At 62.8% G+C, this 22209-nt stretch carries 25 protein-coding genes; 16 read left to right on the forward strand and 9 right to left on the reverse strand.

What is annotated here, in order from left to right:
- Positions 1-50: 50 nt before the first annotated feature.
- The 13 genes from ACN2XU_RS12810 to cysE all read left to right on the forward strand — a co-directional run bounded on the left by ACN2XU_RS12810 (position 51) and on the right by cysE (position 10246).
- Positions 51-644 (forward strand): head-tail connector protein, encoded by a 594-nt coding sequence (locus ACN2XU_RS12810; protein WP_419410838.1) that lies wholly within the window; start codon positions 51-53, stop codon positions 642-644.
- Positions 641-979: a phage head closure protein gene (locus ACN2XU_RS12815; protein WP_419410839.1), complete on the forward strand. Its 339-nt coding sequence runs from the start codon at positions 641-643 to the stop codon at positions 977-979. The genes ACN2XU_RS12810 and ACN2XU_RS12815 overlap by 4 nt, the downstream gene beginning before the upstream one ends.
- Positions 976-1392, forward strand: a complete 417-nt coding sequence (locus ACN2XU_RS12820; RefSeq protein ID WP_419410840.1) for a DUF3168 domain-containing protein — start codon at positions 976-978, stop codon at positions 1390-1392. Before ACN2XU_RS12815 ends, ACN2XU_RS12820 begins: the two co-directional genes overlap by 4 nt.
- 74 nt (positions 1393-1466) lie before the next feature.
- Positions 1467-1889, forward strand: coding sequence for a phage major tail protein, TP901-1 family (locus tag ACN2XU_RS12825; protein ID WP_419410841.1), 423 nt, complete (start codon positions 1467-1469; stop codon positions 1887-1889).
- Positions 1889-2221, forward strand: a complete 333-nt coding sequence (locus ACN2XU_RS12830; protein ID WP_419410842.1) for a gene transfer agent family protein — start codon at positions 1889-1891, stop codon at positions 2219-2221. The genes ACN2XU_RS12825 and ACN2XU_RS12830 overlap by 1 nt, the downstream gene beginning before the upstream one ends.
- On the forward strand, positions 2208-2408 hold the full coding sequence (locus ACN2XU_RS12835) for a rcc01693 family protein (RefSeq protein ID WP_419410843.1): 201 nt from the start codon (positions 2208-2210) through the stop codon (positions 2406-2408). The genes ACN2XU_RS12830 and ACN2XU_RS12835 overlap by 14 nt, the downstream gene beginning before the upstream one ends.
- Entirely contained in the window at positions 2405-3067 is a 663-nt protein-coding gene (locus ACN2XU_RS12840) for an RcGTA-type gene transfer agent tail tape measure protein (protein ID WP_419410844.1), read from the forward strand. Before ACN2XU_RS12835 ends, ACN2XU_RS12840 begins: the two co-directional genes overlap by 4 nt.
- A gap of 12 nt (positions 3068-3079) precedes the next feature.
- Positions 3080-3712, forward strand: coding sequence for a phage distal tail protein, Rcc01695 family (locus tag ACN2XU_RS12845; RefSeq protein WP_419410845.1), 633 nt, complete (start codon positions 3080-3082; stop codon positions 3710-3712).
- Positions 3712-4599: a phage/gene transfer agent baseplate hub protein gene (locus ACN2XU_RS12850; protein ID WP_419410846.1), complete on the forward strand. Its 888-nt coding sequence runs from the start codon at positions 3712-3714 to the stop codon at positions 4597-4599. The genes ACN2XU_RS12845 and ACN2XU_RS12850 overlap by 1 nt, the downstream gene beginning before the upstream one ends.
- Positions 4596-5030, forward strand: coding sequence for an NlpC/P60 family protein (locus ACN2XU_RS12855; protein ID WP_419410847.1), 435 nt, complete (start codon positions 4596-4598; stop codon positions 5028-5030). Before ACN2XU_RS12850 ends, ACN2XU_RS12855 begins: the two co-directional genes overlap by 4 nt.
- Entirely contained in the window at positions 5030-8962 is a 3933-nt protein-coding gene (locus tag ACN2XU_RS12860) for a baseplate multidomain protein megatron (protein ID WP_419410848.1), read from the forward strand. The genes ACN2XU_RS12855 and ACN2XU_RS12860 overlap by 1 nt, the downstream gene beginning before the upstream one ends.
- A 54-nt stretch (positions 8963-9016) precedes the next feature.
- Positions 9017-9256 (forward strand): DUF7742 family protein, encoded by a 240-nt coding sequence (locus ACN2XU_RS12865; RefSeq protein ID WP_419410849.1) that lies wholly within the window; start codon positions 9017-9019, stop codon positions 9254-9256.
- A gap of 174 nt (positions 9257-9430) precedes the next feature.
- Positions 9431-10246: a serine O-acetyltransferase gene (gene cysE, locus ACN2XU_RS12870; protein WP_419410850.1), complete on the forward strand. Its 816-nt coding sequence runs from the start codon at positions 9431-9433 to the stop codon at positions 10244-10246.
- A 124-nt stretch (positions 10247-10370) separates the two neighbouring features.
- Here the strand turns inward: cysE and ACN2XU_RS12875 are convergent, their stop codons facing one another.
- The 6 genes from ACN2XU_RS12875 to ACN2XU_RS12900 all read right to left on the reverse strand — a co-directional run bounded on the left by ACN2XU_RS12875 (position 10371) and on the right by ACN2XU_RS12900 (position 16228).
- Entirely contained in the window at positions 10371-11663 is a 1293-nt protein-coding gene (locus ACN2XU_RS12875) for a pyruvate dehydrogenase complex dihydrolipoamide acetyltransferase (RefSeq protein WP_419410851.1), read from the reverse strand.
- A gap of 21 nt (positions 11664-11684) precedes the next feature.
- Positions 11685-11999, reverse strand: a complete 315-nt coding sequence (locus ACN2XU_RS12880) for a hypothetical protein (protein ID WP_419410852.1) — start codon at positions 11997-11999, stop codon at positions 11685-11687.
- Positions 11996-13372, reverse strand: coding sequence for a pyruvate dehydrogenase complex E1 component subunit beta (locus ACN2XU_RS12885; protein ID WP_419410853.1), 1377 nt, complete (start codon positions 13370-13372; stop codon positions 11996-11998). The genes ACN2XU_RS12880 and ACN2XU_RS12885 overlap by 4 nt, the downstream gene beginning before the upstream one ends.
- A gap of 4 nt (positions 13373-13376) precedes the next feature.
- Positions 13377-14372 carry a pyruvate dehydrogenase (acetyl-transferring) E1 component subunit alpha gene (gene pdhA / locus ACN2XU_RS12890; RefSeq protein ID WP_419410854.1) on the reverse strand — a complete coding sequence of 332 codons (996 nt, stop codon included), beginning with the start codon at positions 14370-14372 and terminating at the stop codon, positions 13377-13379.
- Between the two features lie 100 nt (positions 14373-14472).
- On the reverse strand, positions 14473-14775 hold the full coding sequence (locus ACN2XU_RS12895) for an FtsB family cell division protein (protein ID WP_419410855.1): 303 nt from the start codon (positions 14773-14775) through the stop codon (positions 14473-14475).
- A gap of 265 nt (positions 14776-15040) precedes the next feature.
- On the reverse strand, positions 15041-16228 hold the full coding sequence (locus ACN2XU_RS12900; RefSeq protein ID WP_419410856.1) for a phosphoglycerate kinase: 1188 nt from the start codon (positions 16226-16228) through the stop codon (positions 15041-15043).
- A 128-nt stretch (positions 16229-16356) separates the two neighbouring features.
- Here ACN2XU_RS12900 and ACN2XU_RS12905 point away from each other — a divergent pair, with 128 nt between their 5' ends.
- Both ACN2XU_RS12905 and ACN2XU_RS12910 read left to right on the forward strand, forming a co-directional pair.
- Positions 16357-16863, forward strand: coding sequence for a peptidylprolyl isomerase (locus ACN2XU_RS12905; RefSeq protein WP_419410857.1), 507 nt, complete (start codon positions 16357-16359; stop codon positions 16861-16863).
- A complete protein-coding gene (locus tag ACN2XU_RS12910; RefSeq protein WP_419410858.1) occupies positions 16856-17413 on the forward strand; it encodes a peptidylprolyl isomerase in 558 nt (185 codons plus the stop codon). Before ACN2XU_RS12905 ends, ACN2XU_RS12910 begins: the two co-directional genes overlap by 8 nt.
- A 72-nt stretch (positions 17414-17485) precedes the next feature.
- On the opposite strand, the gene ACN2XU_RS12915 is transcribed toward ACN2XU_RS12910, so the two are convergent.
- Both ACN2XU_RS12915 and tyrS read right to left on the reverse strand, forming a co-directional pair.
- Complete coding sequence (locus ACN2XU_RS12915; RefSeq protein ID WP_419410859.1) at positions 17486-18382, reverse strand: GNAT family N-acetyltransferase; 897 nt, start codon at positions 18380-18382, stop codon at positions 17486-17488.
- Positions 18383-18606: 224 nt separating this feature from the next.
- Complete coding sequence (tyrS, locus tag ACN2XU_RS12920; RefSeq protein ID WP_419410860.1) at positions 18607-19857, reverse strand: tyrosine--tRNA ligase; 1251 nt, start codon at positions 19855-19857, stop codon at positions 18607-18609.
- Positions 19858-19970: 113 nt separating this feature from the next.
- Between tyrS and ACN2XU_RS12925 the strand changes: the two genes are divergently transcribed.
- Positions 19971-21035 carry an anhydro-N-acetylmuramic acid kinase gene (locus ACN2XU_RS12925; RefSeq protein ID WP_419410954.1) on the forward strand — a complete coding sequence of 355 codons (1065 nt, stop codon included), beginning with the start codon at positions 19971-19973 and terminating at the stop codon, positions 21033-21035.
- 129 nt (positions 21036-21164) lie between these two features.
- Here ACN2XU_RS12925 and moaA read toward each other — a convergent pair whose 3' ends face one another.
- Positions 21165-22172, reverse strand: coding sequence for a GTP 3',8-cyclase MoaA (moaA, locus tag ACN2XU_RS12930; RefSeq protein WP_419410861.1), 1008 nt, complete (start codon positions 22170-22172; stop codon positions 21165-21167).
- Positions 22173-22209 lie beyond the last annotated feature (37 nt).

Here is a 22209-nt window from a genome sequence, read left to right on the forward strand (position 1 = left end):
CCGCTTGAGATCGAGCGTGGGGGATGGGCGAGGAGCTTTGGAGAATTGACATGATCTTGGTGGAAGAAACACAAGTGCTTGACGCGGCCTTGCCGGTTGATGCGCTGAAACAGCACTTGCGCCTTGGCACGGGCTTTGCCGAAGACGATGTGCAGGATGCGGTTCTGAGATCGTTTTTGCGAGCGGCTCTTGCTTCGGTGGAGGCGCGGTGCTCGCGGGCGCTGATCACGCGGCGGTTTGTGCTGACGCTGAATGCGTGGCGTGACAGCAATGCCCAGGTTCTGCCGATTGCCCCTGTGGCGTCGATCACGGATGTGACGCTGGTGGATGGCTATGGGGTGACAAAGACGGTCGATCCGGCGCGGTACAGGCTGGAGAAGGATGCCTTTGGTCCGATGCTGAAAGCGCGCGGCAGCAGCCTGCCGGGGATTGCGCGCGATGGTGCCGCCGAGGTCCGCTTTGATGCGGGCTATGGGGCGGCATTCACTGATCTGCCCGCCGATTTGCAGCAGGCGGTCCTGCTGCTGGCGGCACATTACTATGAATATCGCGATGAGACTGCGCTCGGTCAGGGGTGTATGCCCTTTGGCGTGACCAGCCTGATCGCGCGGTATCGTCCGATGCGGTTGGGGCTGGGGGCATGAGCGGGGTTAATCTCAATCGTCGCCTTGTGCTCGAAAGCCCTGAGGCCGTGGCCGATGGCGCGGGGGGCTATTCCCAGAGCTGGCAGGCGCTTGGCGCTCTTTGGGCGCAGATCGTGCCGCGCAGCGGGCGACAGGTCAACGGCGAGACCGGGTCGGTGTCGGTGACCGGATATCAGATCACCGTGCGCGGCGCGCCGGTGGGACATTCGGCGCGTCCAAAGCCCGGTCAGCGGTTCATTGCGCCGGGGCGTGTTTTCAACATTGAGGCGGTGACGGAGGACAAGGCCAGGGGCCTCTACCTTGTGTGTCACTGCGCAGAGGAGGTCTCTCCATGAGTTATGCAGTTTCGGCCCCGTTGCAGGCGGCTGTTTATGCGCGGTTGCAGGGTGATGCAGCGCTGGGCGCGCTGGTCGGCAGCGCCATCTACGACGCGTTGCCCTCGGGCACTTTGCCGTCGCTTTATGTCTCGCTCGGACCCGAGTTCGTGACCGAGGCGTCGGATATGGACGGCGATGGTGCCTGGCACGATCTTACGGTGTCCGTAATCACCGACGCGGCGGGTTTTCAGAGCGCAAAGGAAGTCGCGGGCGCAGTGAGCGATGCGCTCGACGATGCGGCGTTGAGTCTGAGCCGCGGGCGGCTTGTCGGTCTGTGGTTTCGCAAGGCCAAGGCCAAACGCGAGACCGGCGGGCTGCGGCGGATCGACCTGACCTTTCGCGCGCGCGTCGAGGACGACGCCGCAGCCTGAGGGCTGACTTTACCAATACGACCCGCGCGGCTGCGCGGATTTTCTCTCAACCCTAAATCAACTGGAGAAAGATCATGGGTGCACAAAACGGCAAGGACCTTCTGATCAAGGTGGATCTGACCGGCGACGGACAGTTTGAAACGATGGCGGGCCTGCGGGCCACTCGGGTCAGCTTCAATGCGGAGCAGGTCGATGTGACCACGCTCGAAAGCCAGGGCGGCTGGCGCGAGCTTCTGTCCGGTGCGGGCGTCAAGAGCGCGAACATCAGCGGCTCTGGTGTGTTCAAGGATGCGGGCACCGACGAGCGTGCGCGGCAGATCTTCTTCGACGGCGAGACACCTGAGTTTCAGGTCATCATCCCCGATTTCGGCACGGTCGAGGGCGCCTTTCAGGTGACCTCCATTGAATATGCCGGCTCGCACAATGGCGAAGCGACCTATGAGGTCGCCATGGCTTCGGCGGGAGCGCTGAGCTTTATCGCGGCTCCGGTGGCGTAATGGCCAATCCGTGGCGGGGGGAAGTGGCGCTTGTCATTGATGGCGAGCGCCGCGTGATGCGGCTGACGCTGGGTGCGTTGGCCGAACTGGAGGCGAGCCTCGAAAGCGGCTCCCTCGTCGATCTTGTGCAGCGTTTCGAGAAGGGCGGTTTCAGTACGCGCGATGTGCTTGTGCTGATCGTTGCCGGGTTGCGCGGCGGCGGCTGGCAGGGGCGTGCATCGGACCTGTTACAGGCCGAGATCGAAGGTGGGCCGATGGCGGCGGCCAAGGCGTCTGCCGAGCTGCTTGCGCGGGCATTCATGACCCCGGAGAGCGCGGATGCAGGGGTTTGACTGGGCCGCGTTGATGCGGGCGGGGATGCGCGGGTTGGGGCTTCGCCCTGATGACTTCTGGGCGCTGACCCCCGCCGAATTGCAGGTGCTGCTGGGCGAAGGCTCGGCAGCGAGGCCAATGGGACGGTCGCGGCTCGATGAGCTGATGGCGGCCTTCCCTGATCACAAGGAAGGGGCTTTGGAATGAGCGAGTTGGATATGATCGATGACTTGGGCGCCGAGGTCGAAGCGCTGCAGGGATCGCTTGGCGGGGCGGTCAGCATGGCGGCGGAGTTCGATGCAGAGCTGAGGCGCATCCACCAGACGTTTTCCGCCACCGGCGAAGGCGCAGCGAAACTGGAGCGGACGTTGAGTTCCGGCGTCAGCCGGGCAATCGACGGTGTGGTGCTGGACGGCATGAAGCTGACGGATGCGCTGCAAGTGGTGGCGCAGTCGATGATCAATGCTGCCTACAAGGCGGCAGTGCAGCCGGTGGCGAACCACGTGGGCGGTCTGTTGTCGTCGGGGATGTCGGCAATGTTCGGTTCGTTTTCGCCCTTTGCGAACGGCGGCAGCTTTTCGCAGGGCCGGGTGATGCCGTTTGCCAACGGTGGAGTCGTCAGCAGTCCGGTGACCTTCCCGATGCGGGGCGGGACCGGGTTGATGGGCGAGGCCGGCCCGGAGGCAATCATGCCGCTCAGCCGTGGCCCGGATGGCAAGCTGGGAGTGCGCACGCAGGGCGGCGGTCAGCCGGTCACCGTGGTGATGAACATCAACACCCCGGACGTACAGGGTTTCCAACGCAGCCAGAGCCAGGTCGCGGCGCAGATGAGCCGGATGCTGAGCAAGGGCGCACGCAACAGGTAATTGGAGGGAACGATGGCGTTTCATGAGGTGAGATTTCCGGCGGACCTGAGCTTTGGCTCGGTTGGCGGTCCGGAGCGGCGCACGGATATCGTGCAGCTGACCAGCGGGTTCGAAGAGCGCAATACGCCGTGGGCGCATTCGCGCAGGCGGTATGATGCGGGGCTCGGGTTGCGCTCGCTCGACGATGTCGAGTCGTTGATCGCGTTCTTCGAAGCGCGGCAGGGGCAGATCTTTGGCTTTCGCTGGAAAGACTGGGCAGACTACAAGTCCTGCAAGCCATCGCGGCAGCCGGAGATGGGTGATCAGGTCATTGGTACGGGCGACGGTGTTACGAAGACGTTCCAGCTCATCAAGACCTATAGGTCGGGTGTGGGCGCTTATGCCCGGCCGATCACAAAGCCGGTGGCCGGAACGGTGGTTGCGGCGGTCCAGGATGTGGAGGCGCGCGAAGGTGTGCATTTCACACTGGATGTGGATGCCGGGTTGATCACGTTCATCGAGCCGCCGCTTGCCGGTGCCGAGATCAGCGCAGGGTTCGAGTTCGATGTGCCAGTGCGTTTTGACACGGATCGGATCAACGTTAGCGTGGCCAGCTTCCGCGCCGGGCAGGTGCCGGATGTTCCAGTGGTGGAGGTCCGGATCTGATGGGCCATGCAGACTCACTTCATACGCATTTGCAGACAGGGTCGGGCACGGTCGCGCGGGCTTGGGCCGTGACGCGCCGCGATGGCGTCGTGTTCGGCTTCACCGATCATGACCGTGATCTCACGTTCGAGGGGATCACGTTTCGTGCGGACACCGGTCTGAGCGCTCGGGCGTTACAGCAGGCGACAGGGCTCTCGGTGGACAATACCGAGGCCATGGGCGCCCTGAGCGATGCCGCTATCCGTGAGGAAGATATCGCGGCAGGGCGGTTTGACGAGGCCGAGGTTGTCTCGTGGATGGTCAACTGGGCAGACGTGTCGGCGCGGCGTGTCATGTTCCGCGGGCATATCGGCGAGCTGCGCCGGGGCAATGGCGCGTTTCATGCGGAACTGCGCGGGTTGACGGATATGCTCAATCGCCCCTTGGGGCGGGTCTATCAAAAGCCCTGTTCAGCGGTTCTGGGTGACGCGGGCTGCGCCTTTGATACCGCCCGGTCCGGGTATTTCCACGAAGGCGCCGTGCGCGAGGTCGAGGCAACGCGATCGTTCTTTTTCGATGCGCTGACTGACTTTGAGCCCGGCTGGTTTCAGAGGGGGCGACTGACGGTTCAGAACGGCGCCGCCGCCGGCCTCTCGGGGGCGATCAAGCGCGATGTTGTGCTCTATGATGGCACACGCCGGATTGATCTGTGGGAGCCGCTGCGGGGCAAAGTCGTGCCGGGCGATCAGGTGAAGATCATTGCGGGATGTGACAAGCGTTTCGAGACCTGCCGTCTGAAGTTCAACAATGTTGTCAACTTTCAGGGTTTTCCGGACCTGCCGGAAGAGGACTGGATTTTCGTGCATGCATCGCAAGCGAAGAAGACAAGCGGAGGCAGCCGGAGATGAACGCGATCGTTGAGGCCGCCCGCAGCTGGGTCGGCACGCCCTACGTGCATCAGGCGTCCCGCAAAGGCGCCGGGTGTGATTGTCTTGGGCTGCTGCGCGGGGTCTGGCGCGAAGTGATCGGGCCGGAGCCGGTCACGGTGCCAGCCTATACCAGGGATTGGTCCGAGCCTCAGGGCGAGGAACGCCTTTGGCAGGCAGCGCTGGCACATCTGGTGCGCAAGCCCCTGGACGCAGCCGCGCCGGGGGACGTTTTGCTGTTTCGCATGCGCGACGGCTCTGTCGCCAAGCACGTCGGAATCCAGTCCCGTATCGGAGACGATGCGGCATTCATCCATGCCTATAGCGGGCATGGCGTTATCGAAAGTGCGCTCAGCGCACCGTGGGCGCGGCGCGTTGTGGCGCGGTTCGCCTTTCCAGTGGAGGCGCTATAATGGCAACGATCCTTCTTTCTGTCGCGGGTGCGGCAATCGGCAGCTCTGTCGGTGGCTCGCTGCTCGGACTTAGCATGACGGCCGTGGGCCGTTTCATCGGCGCGTCTCTCGGCCGCGCCATTGACCAACGCATCATGGGCCAGGGCTCCGATGCGGTCGAGGTTGGCAAGATCGACCGGTTCCGGGTGACTGGTGCGGGCGAAGGCGCGCCAGTTGCGCAGGTCTTCGGGCGGATGCGGCTTGGCGGCCATGTCATCTGGGCCACCGAATTCGAGGAGCATGTCAAACAGACCGGCGGCGGCGGTAAAGGTGCCCCGTCGCAGCCAAAGGTCAAGAATTACAGCTATTCCGTGAGCCTTGCTCTGGCGCTCTGCGAGGGTGAGATCTCGTCCGTGCAGCGGGTCTGGGCCGATGGAGTCGAGGTGCCACTCAAGGATCTGAACATGCGGATCTATCGCGGCACCCATGATCAGTTGCCCGATCCCAAGATGGAGGCGGTCGAGGGGACCGGCATGGTTCCGGGGTACCGTGGTACGGCCTATGTGGTGATGGAAGATCTGCAGTTGTCGGAGTTTGGCAACCGAATTCCGCAATTCAGCTTCGAGGTCACCCGTCCTGAGTTGGAAGACGACGCGGATGTGCCGAACGCGGTGACGGGCGTTGCAATGATCCCTGGCACCGGTGAATATGCGCTGGCAACGGAGCCGGTGTATATGAACTATGCTGCGGGGCCGGTGACACAGTTTGGCTCCGCCAAGACGGGCAAGCGGGTGATCAACGTCAACTCTCCGTCGGAAGAGCCGGACTTCAATACGTCCTTGATGCAGCTGACGGAGGAAATGCCGGGCTGCAAATCGGTGTCGCTGGTGGTGAGTTGGTTCGGGGACGACCTGCGCTGTGGTGCCTGTTCGATCAAACCCAAAGTCGAAGAGCTCGCGTTCGAGTCCGAGGCGTTCCCATGGTCGGTGAGTGGCCTCACCCGATCGCAGGCCGAGCGTGTTCCGTTGTCGGAGGAGCGTCCTGTCTATGGCGGCACGCCGACGGATGCCTCCGTGGTTCAGTCGATCCGGAAGATGACTGAAGAGGGGCTGGAGGTGATGTATTATCCCTTCATCCTAATGGACCAGATGCTGAACGAGCTGCCGGACCCGTGGAGCGGGAACACGGGTCAGCCAAAGCTACCCTGGCGTGGCAGGATCACGCTGAGCACCGCACCGGGCCGCGAAGGCTCGCCCGATGGTACAGCAGCGGCGGATGCCGAGGTTGCGCAGTTCATCGGGACGGTCACAGCGGCGGACTTCTCGGTTGGCGATGGCGTTGTGACGTACAATGGCCCGGACGAGTGGAGCTATAGCCGTTTCATTCTGCATCAGGCGGCGCTTTGCGCGGCGGCTGGCGGTCTGACGGCGTTCTGTATCGGCTCCGAGATGCGGGGCCTGACGCAGATCCGCGGAGCGGGCGGTTTTCCTGCGGTGCAGGCGCTCAAGACCCTGGCGGCGGAATGCCGGACATTGCTGGGTCCCGACGTTAAGCTGGGCTACGCGGCAGACTGGACCGAATACTTCGGATATCATCCGCAGGATGGCTCGGGCGATCTCTATTTCCATCTCGATCCGCTGTGGAGCGATGACGAGATCGATTTCATCGGAATCGACAATTACATGCCGCTGTCGGATTGGCGGGACGGGGACACGCACGCGGATGCGGATTGGCAATCAATCTACAACCTCGATTATCTCAAGGCGAATATCGCCGGGGGCGAGGGTTATGATTGGTACTACGACAGCGTCGAAGGCCGGGATGCGCAGCGCCGCGAGCCGATCACCGATGGATCGTATGATGAGCCTTGGGTCTGGCGTTACAAGGATATCCGCAATTGGTGGCAAAACGATCACTACGAGCGGCAGGGCGGCGTACGCGCCCTCGATCCGACCGAATGGGAGCCGGGCAGCAAGCCGATCTGGTTTACAGAACTGGGTTGCGCTGCTGTGGACAAGGGCACGAACCAGCCGAACAAGTTCGTCGATCCCAAAAGCTCGGAATCCTCGTTGCCCTACTACTCCAATGGGATGCGCGATGAGCTGATTCAGCGACAGTATATTCGTGCAATGTACGATTTCTGGGGGGATACCGCGAATAACCCGCAGTCCGATATCTATGACGGGGCAATGATCGATATGACGCGGGCCTTTGTCTGGGCTTGGGACGCACGGCCTTATCCGTGGTTTCCCGGCAATGAGGATCTGTGGTCTGATGGGCCGAACTATCGCCGGGGACATTGGCTGAATGGCCGTGTATCGGGGCGGACGCTGGCGTCTGTCGTGCGGGAAATCTGCGAGCGTTCCGGGGTGACGGCCATCGACACGAGCCAGTTGCATGGCTACGTGCGCGGCTATGTTGTGCCGCGCGTTTCGGACGCCCGGCATGCATTGCAGCCGTTGATGCTGACCTATGGGTTCGATGCCATCGAGCGCGACGGTCTGCTGGTGTTTCGTATGCGGACGGGCAAGGCACCGATTGACCTTTCGCTGGCGGACCTCGCGATCAGCGAGGAGGTCGAAGGCGACCTGATGGAAACCCGTGCCGGTGAAGTCGAGATGGTAGGCCGCGTGCGCGTCAGCTTCGTTCAGGCGGATGGCGATCATCGTGTGGCCGCCGAGGAAACGGTTTTGCCCGATGATCGCACCCATGCGGTGGCGGAGACGGACCTGAACCTGTCCCTGACGCGGGCAGAAGGGCGACAAACTGCCGAACGCTGGCTTGCGGAGGCGCGGGTCGCGCGCGACAGCATGCGCTTTGCCCTGCCGCCTTCGAAGCTGGCGCTGGGCGCGGGCGATGTGGTGCGGCTGCCGTCAAAGTCGGGACCGGTGCTGGCGCGGGTCGACCGTGTCGACGTGACGGATCGTCAGATCGTTGATGCGGTCCGGATCGAGCCGGATGTCTTCGTGCCCTCCGAGTTTGCGGATGAGACGGCGCCGTTGCATCGGTTCACCGCCGCGGCTCCGGTCACGCCGATCTTCATGGACCTGCCTTTGATGAACGGGGAGGAAGTGCCTCATGCGCCGCACCTCGCGATCGCAGCGGAACCCTGGCCGGGCAGCGTGGCAGTTTACGACTCGGCTTTGGATGCGGATTATTCGCTCAACGAGATCATCGCCGCGCGCTCCAGTGTTGGCGTGACGGAGACGCCGTTGTTCGCCGCCCCGGTTGGCCGGCTCGACAAGGGGGATGCGCTTCGGATCCGTCTGACCTCCGGCACGCTGCAGTCGATCTCGGACGAAGCGCTTCTGGCCGGCGGCAATCTGATTGCCATCGGTGATGGTTCGCCGGACAAATGGGAGTTGCTGCAATTCCGTGATGCGGATCTTGTCGGGGAAAACACCTGGGAGTTGCGCAATCGTTTGCGGGGGCAGGCGGGCAGTGACGGGGTGATGCCCGACACCTGGCCATCCGGATCGCTGGTGGTGGTCATGAATGGTCTGCCCTTGCAGATTTCCCTTGCGGCGGCGCAGCGGCGGCTCTTGCGGCACTATCGGGTCGGTCCGGCCCGCAGGCCGTACGACGATCCGACCTATGTCTACGAGGCGCACGCCTTCGAGGGCAATGGATTGCGACCATATCGTCCCGGGCATCTGTCGCTCAAGCGTGTTGGCGGTGATCTGTCGGCGCAGTGGATCCGCCGGACCCGGATTGATGGCGACAGCTGGGATCTGGCGGAAGTGCCGCTTGGCGAAGACAGCGAAGCCTATCTGCTGCGGGTCGAAAAGGATGGCACATTGCTGCGGGAGGCACAGCTTTCCACTCCCGCCTGGACCTATGACGCGGCCATGCAGAGCGCCGACGGTGCGGCGGGGCTTGTAACGGTGTCTGTGGCGCAGGTGTCGGGTCGGTTTGGACCTGGTCCCTTTGCCAGCCGGACGGTGAGCTTGTGAGACCGGTCCTGACCGGAGATGTAAGCGCGCGCGGCGGCGCGGGCATTGTTGTCCGTGCCTGCCTGCGCGCGCGACAGCCTTGCCCGGAGGCTGGTTGCCCAGGCGGAAGCTGCGGATCGCTATCGCAAACGCATGGGCAAGGCGCATCCGTTCTGGGGCAACGGCACGTTGATGGCCGCGGCCTTGGGCCGGGGGCAGATTCCGAAGGAGCGGCGTCTGGATGACCCGGAATATGCAGATTGCTTTGTCTGTGTGCTCGATGCGTTGCGAATGCGGCGCTGTGTAGCGGGCTGACAGAGGTCGCCTAGGATGCAAATGGGGTGGCTGGACGCAAGTTTAGCCGCCTTTCCGCGTTGGCCATGCGAGCCTGCGGTGAAGTTTCATAGAGTGCGATGCATTCCATCACATATTTGCGTTTCGTACAGGCCAGACTATCTGCTAAGCTGCGGTGGTCAAAGGAGAGATACGATGGCTGAAACGCGCGCAAAACTTGCCGAAGTCGATCCTGTCTGGGCTCGCGTTGTTCGTGAGGCGGAAGAGGCAGTGAAGGTCGAGCCGCTGCTGGGCGGCATGGTGCATTACTCGATTTTGCACTACCCGACACTGGAAAAAGCCCTGGCCTTCCGGATTTCGTTGAAGCTTGCCAATGGCGAGATGTCAGAGCAGATCCTGCGAGAGATCTGCGACGCGGCATACGAGGCCGACCCGTCGCTCGCACAGGCGGCACGCGCCGATATCGTGGCCGTGCACGATCGTGACCCGGCCTGCCATCGGTACTTGCAGCCGCTCCTTTTCTTCAAGGGCTTTCAGGCAATTCAGGCCTATCGCGTTGGACATTGGCTGTGGAAACAGGGGCGCCGCGACATGGCGTATTTCTTCCAGATGCGCTCCTCCGAGGTCTTTGGCATCGATATCCATCCGGCAGCGCGCATCGGACGCGGCATCATGATCGACCACGCGCATTCCATCGTGATCGGTGAGACGGCGGTTGTCGGCGACAACGTTTCGATGCTGCATTCCGTGACACTCGGCGGCACGGGCAAGGAAGAGGAAGACCGCCATCCCAAGATTGGAAATGGTGTGATGATCGGGGCCGGGGCAAAAGTGCTCGGCAATATCCGGATTGGAGACTGTTCGCGCATCGCTGCAGGCTCGGTTGTGCTCCACGAAGTGCCGGAATGTACGACGGTGGCCGGGGTTCCGGCGAAGATCGTCGGCAAGGCAGGTTGTTCGCAACCATCGATCAGCATGGACCAGTTGCTGCGTGACAGCGAACCGGAGTGAAGAGGGGCAGCAATTGCCCCCTCAGATCAACTGGACAGAAATGGTCCGCTCTGGCGGCCCGTTTCGTCTCGACGGCCGCGCGTTGCTGAACTGCAGCTCACCGAAAACACAAACGACGAACGCTTCAGGCCAACATGGCCATGGGGTTCTCGAGATTGTCCTTGATCGCCGTCAAAAGCTCGGCCCCCAGTGACCCGTCGATGACCCGGTGATCGACGGAGAGCGTGACGGACATGATCGTGGCGACCTCGATCTGGTCGTTCGCGCCGACCACTGGCTTTTTCACCCCCGCACCAACTGCGAGGATGGCGCCATGTGGCGGGTTGATGACTGCGTCGAAATTGTCGATCCCGAACATGCCCAGATTGGAAATCGCAAAGCTGCCGCCCTGATATTCGTGTGGCGCGAGTTTGCGCGTTCTGGCGCGCGCGGCGAGGTCTTTCATCTCTGCCGACAGCGCGGAAAGGCTTTTGCTCTCGGCGTCTTGCAGTACAGGCGTAAAGAGCCCGCCGTCGATGGCGACCGCGACGGCCACGTCCGATGGCTCAAGCTGCAGGATGCGATCTCCGGCCCAGACGGCGTTGGCCTTTGGCACCTGTTGCAGCGCCAGGGCGCAGGCCTTGATTATGAAATCGTTGACCGAGAGTTTGACGCCGCGCTTTGCGAGCTGAGCATTCAGCTCGGCGCGGAAGGCAAGCAGCGCGTCGAGCCGGATGTCGCGGCGCAGGTAGAAGTGCGGAATGCTCTGTTTTGCCTCCGTGAGACGGGCAGCGATGGTCTTGCGCATGCCATCAAGCGGCACCTCGGTGAAGGCACGGTCCTCATAGAGGCGGGTCACCGCACTGGCGTCGAGCGGTTTTGGTGCGGCGGGGCCGTCCATTTGCGGCGCCAGGCTCGCAGCAGCGACAGGCTGAGGCGCGGCGCTTGCGCTGTCGACATCGGCCTTCACGATGCGGCCATGCGGGCCGGATCCGGCGATCTGGCTGAGATCCAGGCCCTTTTGGGCGGCAATGCGACGGGCGAGGGGGGTGGCAAAGACCCGCGCGCCATCCTGTGTCGGAGCGGGGGGAGCGGCCGTCTCGCCGGCCCCCTCCGGGGCCACTTCGGTGGCCGCGGTTGCGTCCGCCTTCGGCTGCGGCGCAACGGGCGCGGCGCCCATGTCACTGGCGGTTTCGCTCTCTTCGAGCAGGACCGCGATGGGCGTGTTCACCTTCACTTCCGCCGTTCCTTCGGCAATCAGGATCTTGCCAATGGTGCCCTCGTCAACCGCTTCGAATTCCATCGTCGCCTTGTCGGTTTCGATCTCGGCGATAACGTCACCGGATTGCACCGCATCGCCTTCCTTGACCAGCCACTTGGCCAGCGTACCTTCTTCCATGGTCGGGGAGAGGGTGGGCATGAGGATTTCGGTGGGCATCGTCGAGCGCCTCCTGGCGGGTTATTGTCTGGCGGCGGGCAGGCGAGGGGCCAACCCCTCGCGCTCCCCGGGATATTTGGACAGAGAAGAAGAAATCAGGGTCAGCGCATCGTAGGGAGGGCGCGGAGTTTGCCCATTCGCACGGGCCGCGACCGCCGCGGCCAGCGCTTTGCGATGTGCCGCGATCCATTCGTAGGCGTCCTGATGGCTGGGCCGGTCGCCGGGACGGAGGCCCCCTATCAGGTATTCGGGCACATAGGCGCGGCCCGCGTCGGTTTCGATGCGATAGGCCTCGCGGGCGGGGTCCCTGCCTTGAACCTCGACGCGCGGGCTCATCGGTAGGTCACCTTTTTCACCGCTTCTATGACGTCGGCGGTTGTGACGAGCGCGTGTTTTTCGAGGTTAGCGGCATAGGGCATTGGTACATCCTTGCCCGTGCAATTGATCACCGGGGCATCCAGCCAGTCGAAGGCTTCCTGCATCAGAACGGCAGAGATATGATTGCCGATGGCACCGACCGGAAAGCCTTCTTCGATGGTGACGCAGCGGTTGGTTTTCTGAACGCTGGCGATGATGGTCCCGGTGTCGATGGGACGCAGGGTGCGAAGGTCGATGACCTCGGCACTGATGCCATCTTCGGCAAGCTTTTCAGCGGCCTCCAGTGCAAAGGTCATGCCGATGCCAAAGCTGACAAGGGTCACGTCGGTGCCCTCGCGCCAGATGCGGGCCTTGCCGAAAGGCACCGTGTAATCGTCCAGCTCGGGCACGTCGAAGCTGCGACCGTAGAGGATTTCGTTTTCAAGGAAAATGACCGGATTTGGATCGCGGATCGCGGATTTGAGCAGGCCCTTGGCGTCGGAGGCAGAGTAGGGCATGGCCACTTTCAGGCCCGGAATATGGGCATACCAGGCGGCATAATCCTGCGAATGCTGCGCCCCGACGCGGGCCGCCGCGCCGTTGGGACCGCGGAAGACGATGGGGCACCCCATCTGGCCGCCGGACATGTACAGGGTCTTCGCTGCGGAATTGATGATCTGATCAATGGCCTGCATGGCGAAATTGAAGGTCATGAACTCGACAATGGGACGCAGGCCGCCGAACGCTGCACCGACGCCGATCCCGGCAAAACCATGCTCGGTGATCGGCGTGTCGATGACACGTTTCGAGCCGAAATCGTCGAGAAGACCTTGGCTGATCTTGTAGGCGCCTTGATACTCGGCGACCTCCTCGCCCATGAGAAAGACATCCTCGTCGCGGCGCATCTCCTCCGCCATGGCGTCGCGGAGCGCCTCGCGGACGGTCTGCTTCTTGGTTTTGGTGCCTTCGGGCCAGGGGGATTGGGCACGGTCCTGGGACGGGGCCGGGTGCGCCTTCGCGGCGGCGGGCTGGTCCTCGGAGGTCAGGGTCTTGTTCGCCGGGACGGGCTGCTGTGCGGGGCCGGTCGGCTTCGCATCCTCGACCGTCTCGCCCTCTTCGACAAGCACCGCGATCGGGGTGTTCACCTTGACGTCGGCGGTGCCCTCCGGGATGAGGATCTTGCCGATGATGCCTTCGTCCACCGCCTCGAACTCCATCGTGACCTTGTCGGTCTCGATTTCCGCGATCACGTCACCGGATTGGACGCTGTCGCCCGTCTTGACCAGCCATTTGGCCAGCGTGCCTTCCTCCATGGTCGGTGAAAGGGCGGGCATGAGAATTTCGGTCGCCATCTGCTCAGGCCTCCGCGTAAATATCGGTCCAGAGCTCGTCCAGCGCCGGTTCCGGGCTTTCCCTGGCGAACTCGGCGCTGTCGCCCACGATCTTCTTGATGTCCTTGTCGATGGCCTTCAGGTCCTCTTCGGACGCATGCTTGCCCTGCAGCAGCATCTCGCGGACATGGGCAATCGGGTCGCGCTCTTCGCGCATCTTCTGAACCTCTTCGCGGGTGCGGTATTTTGCCGGATCGGACATCGAATGGCCGCGATAGCGATAGGTCTTGATTTCGAGAATGTACGGCCCCTTGCCAGCGCGGCAGTGTCTGACGGCCTTGTCGCCGGCGGCCTTCACGGCCAGCACATCCATGCCGTCGACGACCTCTCCGGGGATGCCAAACGCGGCGCCCCGACTGTAAAGCTCGGGCGTGGAGGTCGAACGGGCCTGTGCGGTGCCCATGGCGTATTGATTGTTTTCAATGACGAAAATCGCCGGAAGCTGCCAGAGCGCCGCCATGTTGAACGTCTCGTAGACCTGTCCCTGATTGGCGGCACCATCGCCGAAATAGGTGAAAGTAACGCGGCCGTTGCCCTTGTACTTGTCAGCAAAAGCGAGCCCCGCGCCAAGCGGCACCTGCGCCGCGACGATGCCGTGACCGCCGTAGAAATGCTTCTCGCGGCTGAACATGTGCATGGAGCCGCCCTTACCCTTGGAATAGCCGCCGCTCCGGCCCGTCAGCTCGGCCATCACTCCGTTCGGATCCATGCCGCAGGCCAGCATGTGGCCATGATCGCGGTAGGAGGTGATGCGCTTGTCGCCCTCCTCGGCGGCGGCCTCTAGTCCCACAACCACGGCTTCCTGGCCAATATAGAGGTGACAAAAGCCGCCGATCAGTCCCATGCCGTAGAGCTGGCCGGCCTTTTCCTCGAAGCGGCGGATCAGCAGCATATCGCGGTAATAGGCTAACAGCTCCTCGGCCGATACGTTCGGCCTGGCTGCCGTCTTGCGCGTCGCCATGCGCTCTCCTCCCCAGGAATTTGTTTAGCGTTGAACCATTTCGGAAAGGGTAGCCAAGCCGGGAGGTGGAGTAAAGACTGACGCTGTCTGGGCCAGAGGCTCAGTTTACGACCATTTCATCGGAGCGCACCATGCCAAGAACGTCGCGGGCCTGCTGATCCAGCAAGTCGAGATCGAGATATTCGTCCGACAAGCGGTGTGTGAGATTCTCCATCCGCGCGACCTCTTCGGAGAGGTGATCGAGCTCGCCTTGCAGCTCATGCGCCTCGACACTGATTTCCGCGCGGCGGAACAGACCGAAGTCGCCCTGCACGGCGGCGAAGGTGAAATAGGCCGAAAGGCTGAGCGCGACGGCAAAGAATACCAGCGTACCAAGGTTGGGTCGCGTGCGCCTGTGCGTCATCTGGGGTGTACCTGTAAAAACTGCTGCGACGGGGGCCGTCTCTTGCCGGACGGTATTGGCAGAATGCCATGGTGTCTGGCGTCGGAAAAGACCCGATTCGCGGCGTGGCCACTCGTGTCCAAACCGTTGCATTCCTGCCGATTCGCCCGGCAGTTTGCTTTGGAAACGGCCGCTCCCCAGTCCGTTCAAAGTGTCGCGGCACGGTCAGGTAAGGACCGTGCCGCATCCCTGAGGGTGATCTCTGCCCCAAGCCGGGGACCGGCTCTCACCCCAGCGCGGCGACGCCGGGCAGAACCTTGCCTTCCATCCATTCGAGGAATGCGCCCCCGGCGGTGGAGATATAGGTGAAATCCGCCGCCGCACCGGATTTGTTCAGCGCCGCAACGGTATCGCCGCCCCCGGCCACGGACACCAGGTGGCTGTCGGCGCTCAGCTTTGCGGCATAGCGCGCGGCGGCATTGGTGGCGGCGTCGAAGGGCTCGATCTCGAAGGCACCCAAAGGGCCGTTCCAGATCAGCGTCTTGGCCTTGCCGATGGCCGCCTTGATGGCCGCAACGCTTTCGGGGCCCGCGTCGAGGATCATCGCGTCCTGCGGGCAGGCGTTGGCCGCGACGGTCTCGTTCTCGGCGCCCGCCTTGAATTCACGTGCCACGACAACATCCGTAGGCAACAGGATCTGGCACCCGGCGTTTTCAGCCTTTTCAAGGATTTCTCGTGCTGTCGGGGCCATTTCATGCTCGCAAAGCGATGCGCCAACCGCATGGCCCTGCGCGGCGAGGAAGGTGTTTGCCATCCCGCCGCCGATCACCAGTACGTCGACCTTGTCGACAAGATTGCCCAGCAGATCGAGCTTGGTCGAGACCTTCGCACCGCCGACGACGGCCAGCACCGGATGCTCCGGCGAGCCGAGTGCGCTTTCGAGCGCCGAAAGCTCCGCCTGCATCAGACGGCCCGCGCAGGAGGGCAACAGCCGCGCCAGGCCTTCGGTCGAGGCATGGGCTCGGTGCGCCGCGGAAAACGCGTCGTTACAATAGATGTCGCCCAGCTTGGCCATCTCGGCGGCGAGCTCGGGATCGTTTTGCTCTTCACCCTTGTGAAAACGGGTGTTTTCCAACAGCGCCACCTGGCCCGGCTCCAACGCGTCGACTATGGCCGCTGCCGCCGCGCCAACGCAATCGGCGGCAAAGACCACCGGCGTCCCAAGCACGGCTTCGAGCGCGGGGATCAGCATTTGCAGGCTCATGTCATCGCGGCGCTCGCCCTTCGGCCGGCCAAAATGCGCCAGAAGGACCGGCTTGCCGCCCCGGTTCAGGATGTCCTGAACAGTCGCGCCAATGCGTTCGATCCGGGTGGTGTCGGTAACCTCACCATTTTCGACCGGCACGTTGATGTCGACGCGGGTCAGTACCCGTTTCCCATCCAGGTCCATCTCGTCGAGGGTCTTCCAGGCCATGGTTCTCTCCCACTTCGCTTGTCCCTCGCTGTCTGCCCAATGTTGAGCGGGGCGTCAACGGCGTCTTGGCAAGCGGACCTCGGGGGATTAAGTCCTTTGGCCAAAGCCAATTTGACTGGGAGTGAACCATGGCCGAGATCAAAGACCCCGAAAACACCATCCTGATGGAGCTGAAAGGCGGCACCGTCACCATCGAGCTGCTACCGGATGTGGCGCCCCAACACGTCGCCCGCATGAAAGATCTGGCCCGCGCGGGCAAGTATGACGGCGTGGTGTTTCACCGGGTGATCGACGGCTTCATGGCCCAGACCGGCGACGTCGAGCACGGCAACACCAACGACGGCTTCAACATCCGCCGCGCCGGGACCGGCGGCTCCGACCTTCCGGATCTGCCCGCCGAATTCTCGCGCATCCCCCACGCGCGCGGCACGCTAGGCGCCGCGCGCTCGCAGAACCCGAACTCCGCCAACTCGCAGTTCTTTATCAATTTCAAGGACAACGACTTCCTGAACGGGCAGTATACCGTCTACGGACAGGTCATCGAAGGCATGGAGCACGTGGATGCCATCGTCAAAGGCGAGCCGCCCGCGAACCCGGACACGATGATTTCCGTCAAGGTGGCCGCCGATGTATAAGCTGGCTGCGCTCTTTGCTCTGATGGCCTCGTCCGCGCTGGCGACGGGGCTTGAGATCGAGGTCGCCGGAGAGGGGGCCAACGGCACCATTCAGGTCGATCTCTTCGAGGACGTTGCACCGGGGCATGTGGAGCAGATCACCGCGCTGGCCGAAGCGGGCGAATACGACAATGTCGTGTTTCACCGGGTGATTGACGGCTTCATGGCCCAGACCGGCGACGTCCGCTTTGGCGATATGGAGGCCGAAGGCTTTGACATGCGTATGGCGGGTCGGGGCGGCTCGGACCGTCCGGATCTGAAGGCGGAATTCTCGGAGCTGTCGTTTGATCGCGGCATCGTGGGCATGGCCCGTTCGCAAAGCCCGGACTCCGGAAATTCGCAGTTCTTCATCATGTTCGAGCCGGGCCCGTTCCTTAACGGTCAGTACACCGTTGTCGGCGAAGTGACCGAAGGTATGGAAGTGGTCGACAAGATCAAGCGCGGCGCGGGCCGCAACGGCGAGGTTGCCGGTGCGCCGGACCGCATGGTCAAGGTGACCGTCACGGAGTGATCCGGACCGCAGAAATTCATGCACAAAGGCGGGGCGTTGCTCCCGCCTTTTTTGTCGCGACAGCCCGCCGGATCAGGCCGCGAGCCTGAGCGTCAAGGGCAGCCGCCGGACAATGGCGGCCAATGCGCCCAGATGCAGCCAACTTCCACCCAGCCGGTGGCTGTAGGCGCCGGTGCCGAGTTTGAAATGGGCCAGACCGGGCGCGTCCTCGGTGTTGATCGTTCCAAGGTCGAGCAGCGTATGCCCCTGATCGGCCAGGGCTTTCATCGCGGTGAACAACGCGAGGTTCATGGCGTTCAGTTTGCGACCCTGCGGCGTGACATGGCCCATCTGCCATGTGGCCATAGCCCCGTGCCGCAGCATCAAGACTGCGGCAAGTGGCTCCCCAGCCTGCCGAACTTCCCAAAGCTGCGCCTTGCCCGGATTTGCCTTGGCAAAAGCCAAAGACAGGTTTGTCGGCAGCGCACGGTAGCCCTTCTTACGCGCCTGCCGCTCCTCCGCGGCCAGCAGCCAATGCCCCTTCGAAAGCGGATGTCGCGTCACCTTCAGACCGGACGTTTCCGCACGCACCAGGCGGTTGCGCCATTTCTGGTTCAAAGCGGACCGCATTTGCGCACCATCGCTCAGCGGCAGGAGCGCCAGTGTGGCCGGGGTCAGCAAGGGCCAGAATCCCGCATCGAAGAGCCGCTCCGCCGACAAGCCATCGTTGTTCAGGATCAGGGGGCAACCGTCCTGCCAGCGCTCAAACATGCCGAGCCAGTCAAGTTGGTCCGCCGTATTCCGGGCGACGGGGCCCCGCGAAATCATGTCCACCCGCCCAAGCGGACCGAGCTTGCGCGATTGCACCTGCCAGAGCAATTTCACCGATCCGCCGGATTCGCGCTGCATCCGGCGCACGGGCAAGTTCAGCGCCTCACTGGCGCGGGCAAATTCGGACGATTGGGGCAGGGGACAAATCAAGCCGGTCATTCCGGGAGTTTACCAAAGAGAAACTTTCCGTGTGATTAATGGCCGCATGGAAAAAGCCGTTGCCCCACGCCCCCGTCCCACATCCGGCGCTGCCTTGTTGGTTGCGCTGATGCTCTCCATGCCGTTTGCGCTTCTGGCGCTGGTCGAGGTCGTTCTATGACCTGAGCCGTAAAAACAAACGCCGCCCCAATGGGCGGCGTCCGTGTCCGACGATTTGGACGTTGTCAGCTCAGCTTGATCAACGCGTGGCGCTTTTTTCCCGCACTGAGCTTGATCGGCGAGGCCAGGGCCGCGACGTCCAGCACCAGCCCGGCATCGGTGAGCGGGGCATCGTCCATGCGCGCGCCATTTTCCGCAATCAGCCGTTTGGCCTCCTTGCCGGATTTGGCGAGCCCTGCGCGCACAATCAGCTGAACCACGGAAATTCCGTCACCCACCTCACCGGCGCTCAACTCCAAAGTTGGCAAATCGTCGCCAACCCCCCCCTTTTCAAAGACTTCCCGCGCGGTGGCCTCTGCGGCTGCGGCTGCCTCGGCCCCGTGGCAAAGCGTCGTGACCGCATTGGCCAGCACGATCTTCGCCTCGTTGATCTCGGAGCCGGCCAGTGCACCGAGGCGGGCGCATTCGTCGATGTCGATCTCGGTGTAGAGCTTCAAGAACCGTCCGACATCCGCATCGGTCGTGTTGCGCCAGAACTGCCAGAACTCGTAGGGGCTGCGCATCTCTGCATTGAGCCAGACCGCCCCGTCCTGAGACTTGCCCATTTTCCTGCCGTCCGATGTGGTCAGAAGCGGCGAGGTCAGGCCGTAGATCTCGTGGTCCAGAACCCGGCGAGTCAGGTCGATCCCATTGACGATATTGCCCCACTGATCGCTGCCACCCATTTGCAACAAACACCCGTAGCGGCGATTGATCTCAAGGAAATCATAGGCTTGCAGGATCATGTAGTTGAATTCCAGGAAGCTCAGAGACTGTTCCCGGTCCAGCCGCGATTTCACGCTCTCGAATGACAACATCCGGTTGACGGAGAAATGCCGCCCGATGTCCCGCAGAAAATCGAGGTAATTCAACCCGTCCAGCCATTCGGCATTGTTGAGCATCAAGGCCGGGTTTTCGGCGCGATCATAATCGAGGTACTTGGCAAACACCTGCTTGATCCCGGCGATGTTGTCGTCGATCTGATCGTCGGTCAGCAGCGGCCGCTCGTCCGCGCGAAAGGACGGATCGCCCACCTTGGTAGTGCCGCCGCCCATAAGCGTGATCGGTTGATGCCCGGTCTTTTGCAGCCACCGCAGCATCATGATCTGGATCAGGCTCCCCACGTGCAGGGACTTCGCCGTCGCATCAAAGCCGATGTACGCCGGCACGCATCCCTTGCTCAGCGCCTCGTCAAGGCCCTGATAATCGGTGCAATCGGCAAGGTAGCCGCGTTGCATCATGATCGACATGAAGTCCGATTTGGGATGGTAGGTCATGGTGTGCCTCTCGTATACGTGTACGGGAGGCACCTATAAGAGGCGTGAGGGCGAAGGTGAAGGGCAAGTTGAGCCACGGGCGGCAGAGCGGTCCGGTCTGGGCATTGGGGGCCATGTCGGGCACCTCTCTCGATGGCGTGGACGCGGCGATGCTGCGCACCGATGGCGAGACGATTTTCGAATTCGGTCCATCGCAGTACCGTGCTTATTCGGATGCGGAACGGGCAGCCTTGAAGGCTGCTTTGGGCTGCTGGCCCGGCGATGATCTCGGCGCGGCGCCGCAGGTCTGTTTCGACGCGCACCGCGACGTGCTCGGCCAGTTCGGGGCCGCAGAGGTCATTGGATTTCACGGTCAAACCCTGGCACATGATCCACAGGGGCGGGGCACGCATCAAATGGGTGATGGCGCAGCGCTGGCAGAGGCCTTGCGCACACCCGTGGTCTGGGATTTTCGCTCGACCGATGTGGCCTTGGGTGGCCAGGGCGCGCCGCTTGCCCCCTTCTATCACTTCGCATGCGCCAAATGGATCGGCGCGACAGAGCCGGTTGCCTTCCTCAATCTCGGCGGCGTTGGCAATCTGACGTGGGTAGATCCGGGCAAGGCAAGGCCGCAGGATGAGGGGGCCTTGCTGGCCTTCGACACCGGCCCGGCCAATGCGCCGATCAACGATCTGGTGTCCGAGCGGCTGGGGCTGGACTGTGACCGGGACGGGGCGCTGGCCCGTACCGGGCGTGTTGAAGAGGGCGCGCTGGAGCTTTTTCTGGAGGAAGGCTACTTCCGCAAGATCCCGCCCAAGTCATTGGACAGGGACGATTTTTCCTTGATGCTGGATCTTGTGCGAGAGCTGTCCGATGCGGACGCGGCCGCCACGATGACGGCCATGGCTGCGACAGCCGTGATGCAGGGCATGGAGCATTGCCCAAGCCCGCCGGGCCGTGTGCTGGTCACTGGCGGCGGGCGGCATAACCCTGTCATGATGAGGATGCTTGCGGCGGGTCTCGACTGCCCGGTTGAGCCGGTGGAGGCGGTCGGCCTCGACGGTGACATGCTGGAAGCGCAGGCCTTTGCTTTCCTCGCGGTCCGCGTGATGCGTGGCCTGCCAACCTCCGCGCCCGCCACAACCGGTGTCGCGGCGCCGGTCGGTGGCGGTCAGATCAGCCGTCCGGATGGTGTCTGACAATCGGTAACTCCACCTTGTCTTCTTCTCTTGAAAAATACTCGGGGTTCGGGGCAACGCTCCGAGCGGGGGTCTGGGGGCTTGCCCCCAGAGGAGAGGGCGCCCCTAGGCGCGCCGGTCTGGAAAGCCCTAGCCCCCGGTATGGCTCATGTGGCGGGAGACGCGGCCATCAACGTTCTGGCGTGAATAGTCGAAATCGTGGCCCTTCGGCTTGAGGCGGATCGCGGCGCGGATCGCGTCCTCAAGCGCCTGATCGTCCTTCGGATGATTGCGCAGAGGGGCGCGCAGGTCAGCCATGTCTTCCTGGCCAAGGCACATGAACAGATCGCCGGTGCAGGTCAGCCGCACGCGGTTGCAGCTTTCGCAGAAATTATGGCTCAGCGGGGTGATGAAGCCGATCTTCTGTCCGGTTTCTTCCAGGCGCACGTAGCGCGCCGGCCCGCCGGTGCTCTCAGGCAGGTCGGTCAGGGTATACTGCTCGGCCAGCCGGGCCCGCAGATCGGTGAGCTTCCAGTACTGGTCCAGGCGTTGTTCGTTGCCGATGTCGCCCATCGGCATGACCTCGATCCACGTCAGGTCCATGCCGCGTTCGGCGCACCATTCGGTCATCGGGATCAGCTCGTCCTCGTTGAACCCTTTCAACGCCACGGCGTTGATCTTGATCCGAAGACCGGCTTTTTGCGCCGCATCGATCCCGCGCAGCACCTGCGGCAGGCGGCCCCAGCGCGTGATGTCGGCAAATTTCTTCTCGTCCATCGTATCCATGGACAGATTCACCCGGCGCACTCCCGCCGCGTAGAGATCGTCGGCAAACCGCTCCAGCTGTGAGCCATTGGTGGTCAGCGTCAGCTCCTTGAGCGCCCCCGAATCGAGGTGCCGGGTCATCGAGCGGAAAAACGTCAGAATATCCCGCCGCACCAGCGGCTCTCCGCCGGTGATGCGCAGTTTCTCGACGCCCAGACGCACGAAGGTCGAGCACATGCGGTCCAGTTCTTCCAGCGTCAGAAGCTCTTTCTTGGGCAGAAAGGTCATGTTTTCGGACATGCAGTAGACGCAGCGAAAATCGCAGCGGTCTGTCACCGAAACGCGCAGGTAGGAGATCGGACGGTGGAACGGATCAATCAGAGGGGCTGTCATGCGATTGAACCTAAGGGCCGGCGGATATATGAGCAAG

Source organism: Pacificoceanicola niger (genome assembly GCF_048553275.1).
Taxonomy (GTDB): domain Bacteria; phylum Pseudomonadota; class Alphaproteobacteria; order Rhodobacterales; family Rhodobacteraceae; genus Pacificoceanicola.

Excerpts from the sequence above, each read along its gene's own strand:
- ACN2XU_RS12810 (WP_419410838.1), top strand. The coding sequence starts at position 51 with ATGATCTTGGTGGAAGAAACACAAGTGCTTGACGCGGCCTTGCCGGTT.
- ACN2XU_RS12815 (WP_419410839.1), top strand. The coding sequence starts at position 641 with ATGAGCGGGGTTAATCTCAATCGTCGCCTTGTGCTCGAAAGCCCTGAG.
- ACN2XU_RS12820 (WP_419410840.1), top strand. The coding sequence starts at position 976 with ATGAGTTATGCAGTTTCGGCCCCGTTGCAGGCGGCTGTTTATGCGCGG.
- ACN2XU_RS12825 (WP_419410841.1), top strand. The coding sequence starts at position 1,467 with ATGGGTGCACAAAACGGCAAGGACCTTCTGATCAAGGTGGATCTGACC.
- ACN2XU_RS12830 (WP_419410842.1), top strand. The coding sequence starts at position 1,889 with ATGGCCAATCCGTGGCGGGGGGAAGTGGCGCTTGTCATTGATGGCGAG.
- ACN2XU_RS12835 (WP_419410843.1), top strand. The coding sequence starts at position 2,208 with ATGCAGGGGTTTGACTGGGCCGCGTTGATGCGGGCGGGGATGCGCGGG.
- ACN2XU_RS12840 (WP_419410844.1), top strand. The coding sequence starts at position 2,405 with ATGAGCGAGTTGGATATGATCGATGACTTGGGCGCCGAGGTCGAAGCG.
- ACN2XU_RS12845 (WP_419410845.1), top strand. The coding sequence starts at position 3,080 with ATGGCGTTTCATGAGGTGAGATTTCCGGCGGACCTGAGCTTTGGCTCG.
- ACN2XU_RS12850 (WP_419410846.1), top strand. The coding sequence starts at position 3,712 with ATGGGCCATGCAGACTCACTTCATACGCATTTGCAGACAGGGTCGGGC.
- ACN2XU_RS12855 (WP_419410847.1), top strand. The coding sequence starts at position 4,596 with ATGAACGCGATCGTTGAGGCCGCCCGCAGCTGGGTCGGCACGCCCTAC.
- ACN2XU_RS12860 (WP_419410848.1), top strand. The coding sequence starts at position 5,030 with ATGGCAACGATCCTTCTTTCTGTCGCGGGTGCGGCAATCGGCAGCTCT.
- cysE (WP_419410850.1), top strand. The coding sequence starts at position 9,431 with ATGGCTGAAACGCGCGCAAAACTTGCCGAAGTCGATCCTGTCTGGGCT.
- ACN2XU_RS12875 (WP_419410851.1), bottom strand. The coding sequence starts at position 11,663 with ATGCCCACCGAAATCCTCATGCCCACCCTCTCCCCGACCATGGAAGAA.
- ACN2XU_RS12880 (WP_419410852.1), bottom strand. The coding sequence starts at position 11,999 with ATGAGCCCGCGCGTCGAGGTTCAAGGCAGGGACCCCGCCCGCGAGGCC.
- ACN2XU_RS12885 (WP_419410853.1), bottom strand. The coding sequence starts at position 13,372 with ATGGCGACCGAAATTCTCATGCCCGCCCTTTCACCGACCATGGAGGAA.
- pdhA (WP_419410854.1), bottom strand. The coding sequence starts at position 14,372 with ATGGCGACGCGCAAGACGGCAGCCAGGCCGAACGTATCGGCCGAGGAG.
- ACN2XU_RS12895 (WP_419410855.1), bottom strand. The coding sequence starts at position 14,775 with ATGACGCACAGGCGCACGCGACCCAACCTTGGTACGCTGGTATTCTTT.
- ACN2XU_RS12900 (WP_419410856.1), bottom strand. The coding sequence starts at position 16,228 with ATGGCCTGGAAGACCCTCGACGAGATGGACCTGGATGGGAAACGGGTA.
- ACN2XU_RS12905 (WP_419410857.1), top strand. The coding sequence starts at position 16,357 with ATGGCCGAGATCAAAGACCCCGAAAACACCATCCTGATGGAGCTGAAA.
- ACN2XU_RS12910 (WP_419410858.1), top strand. The coding sequence starts at position 16,856 with ATGTATAAGCTGGCTGCGCTCTTTGCTCTGATGGCCTCGTCCGCGCTG.
- ACN2XU_RS12915 (WP_419410859.1), bottom strand. The coding sequence starts at position 18,382 with ATGACCGGCTTGATTTGTCCCCTGCCCCAATCGTCCGAATTTGCCCGC.
- tyrS (WP_419410860.1), bottom strand. The coding sequence starts at position 19,857 with ATGACCTACCATCCCAAATCGGACTTCATGTCGATCATGATGCAACGC.
- ACN2XU_RS12925 (WP_419410954.1), top strand. The coding sequence starts at position 19,971 with ATGTCGGGCACCTCTCTCGATGGCGTGGACGCGGCGATGCTGCGCACC.
- moaA (WP_419410861.1), bottom strand. The coding sequence starts at position 22,172 with ATGACAGCCCCTCTGATTGATCCGTTCCACCGTCCGATCTCCTACCTG.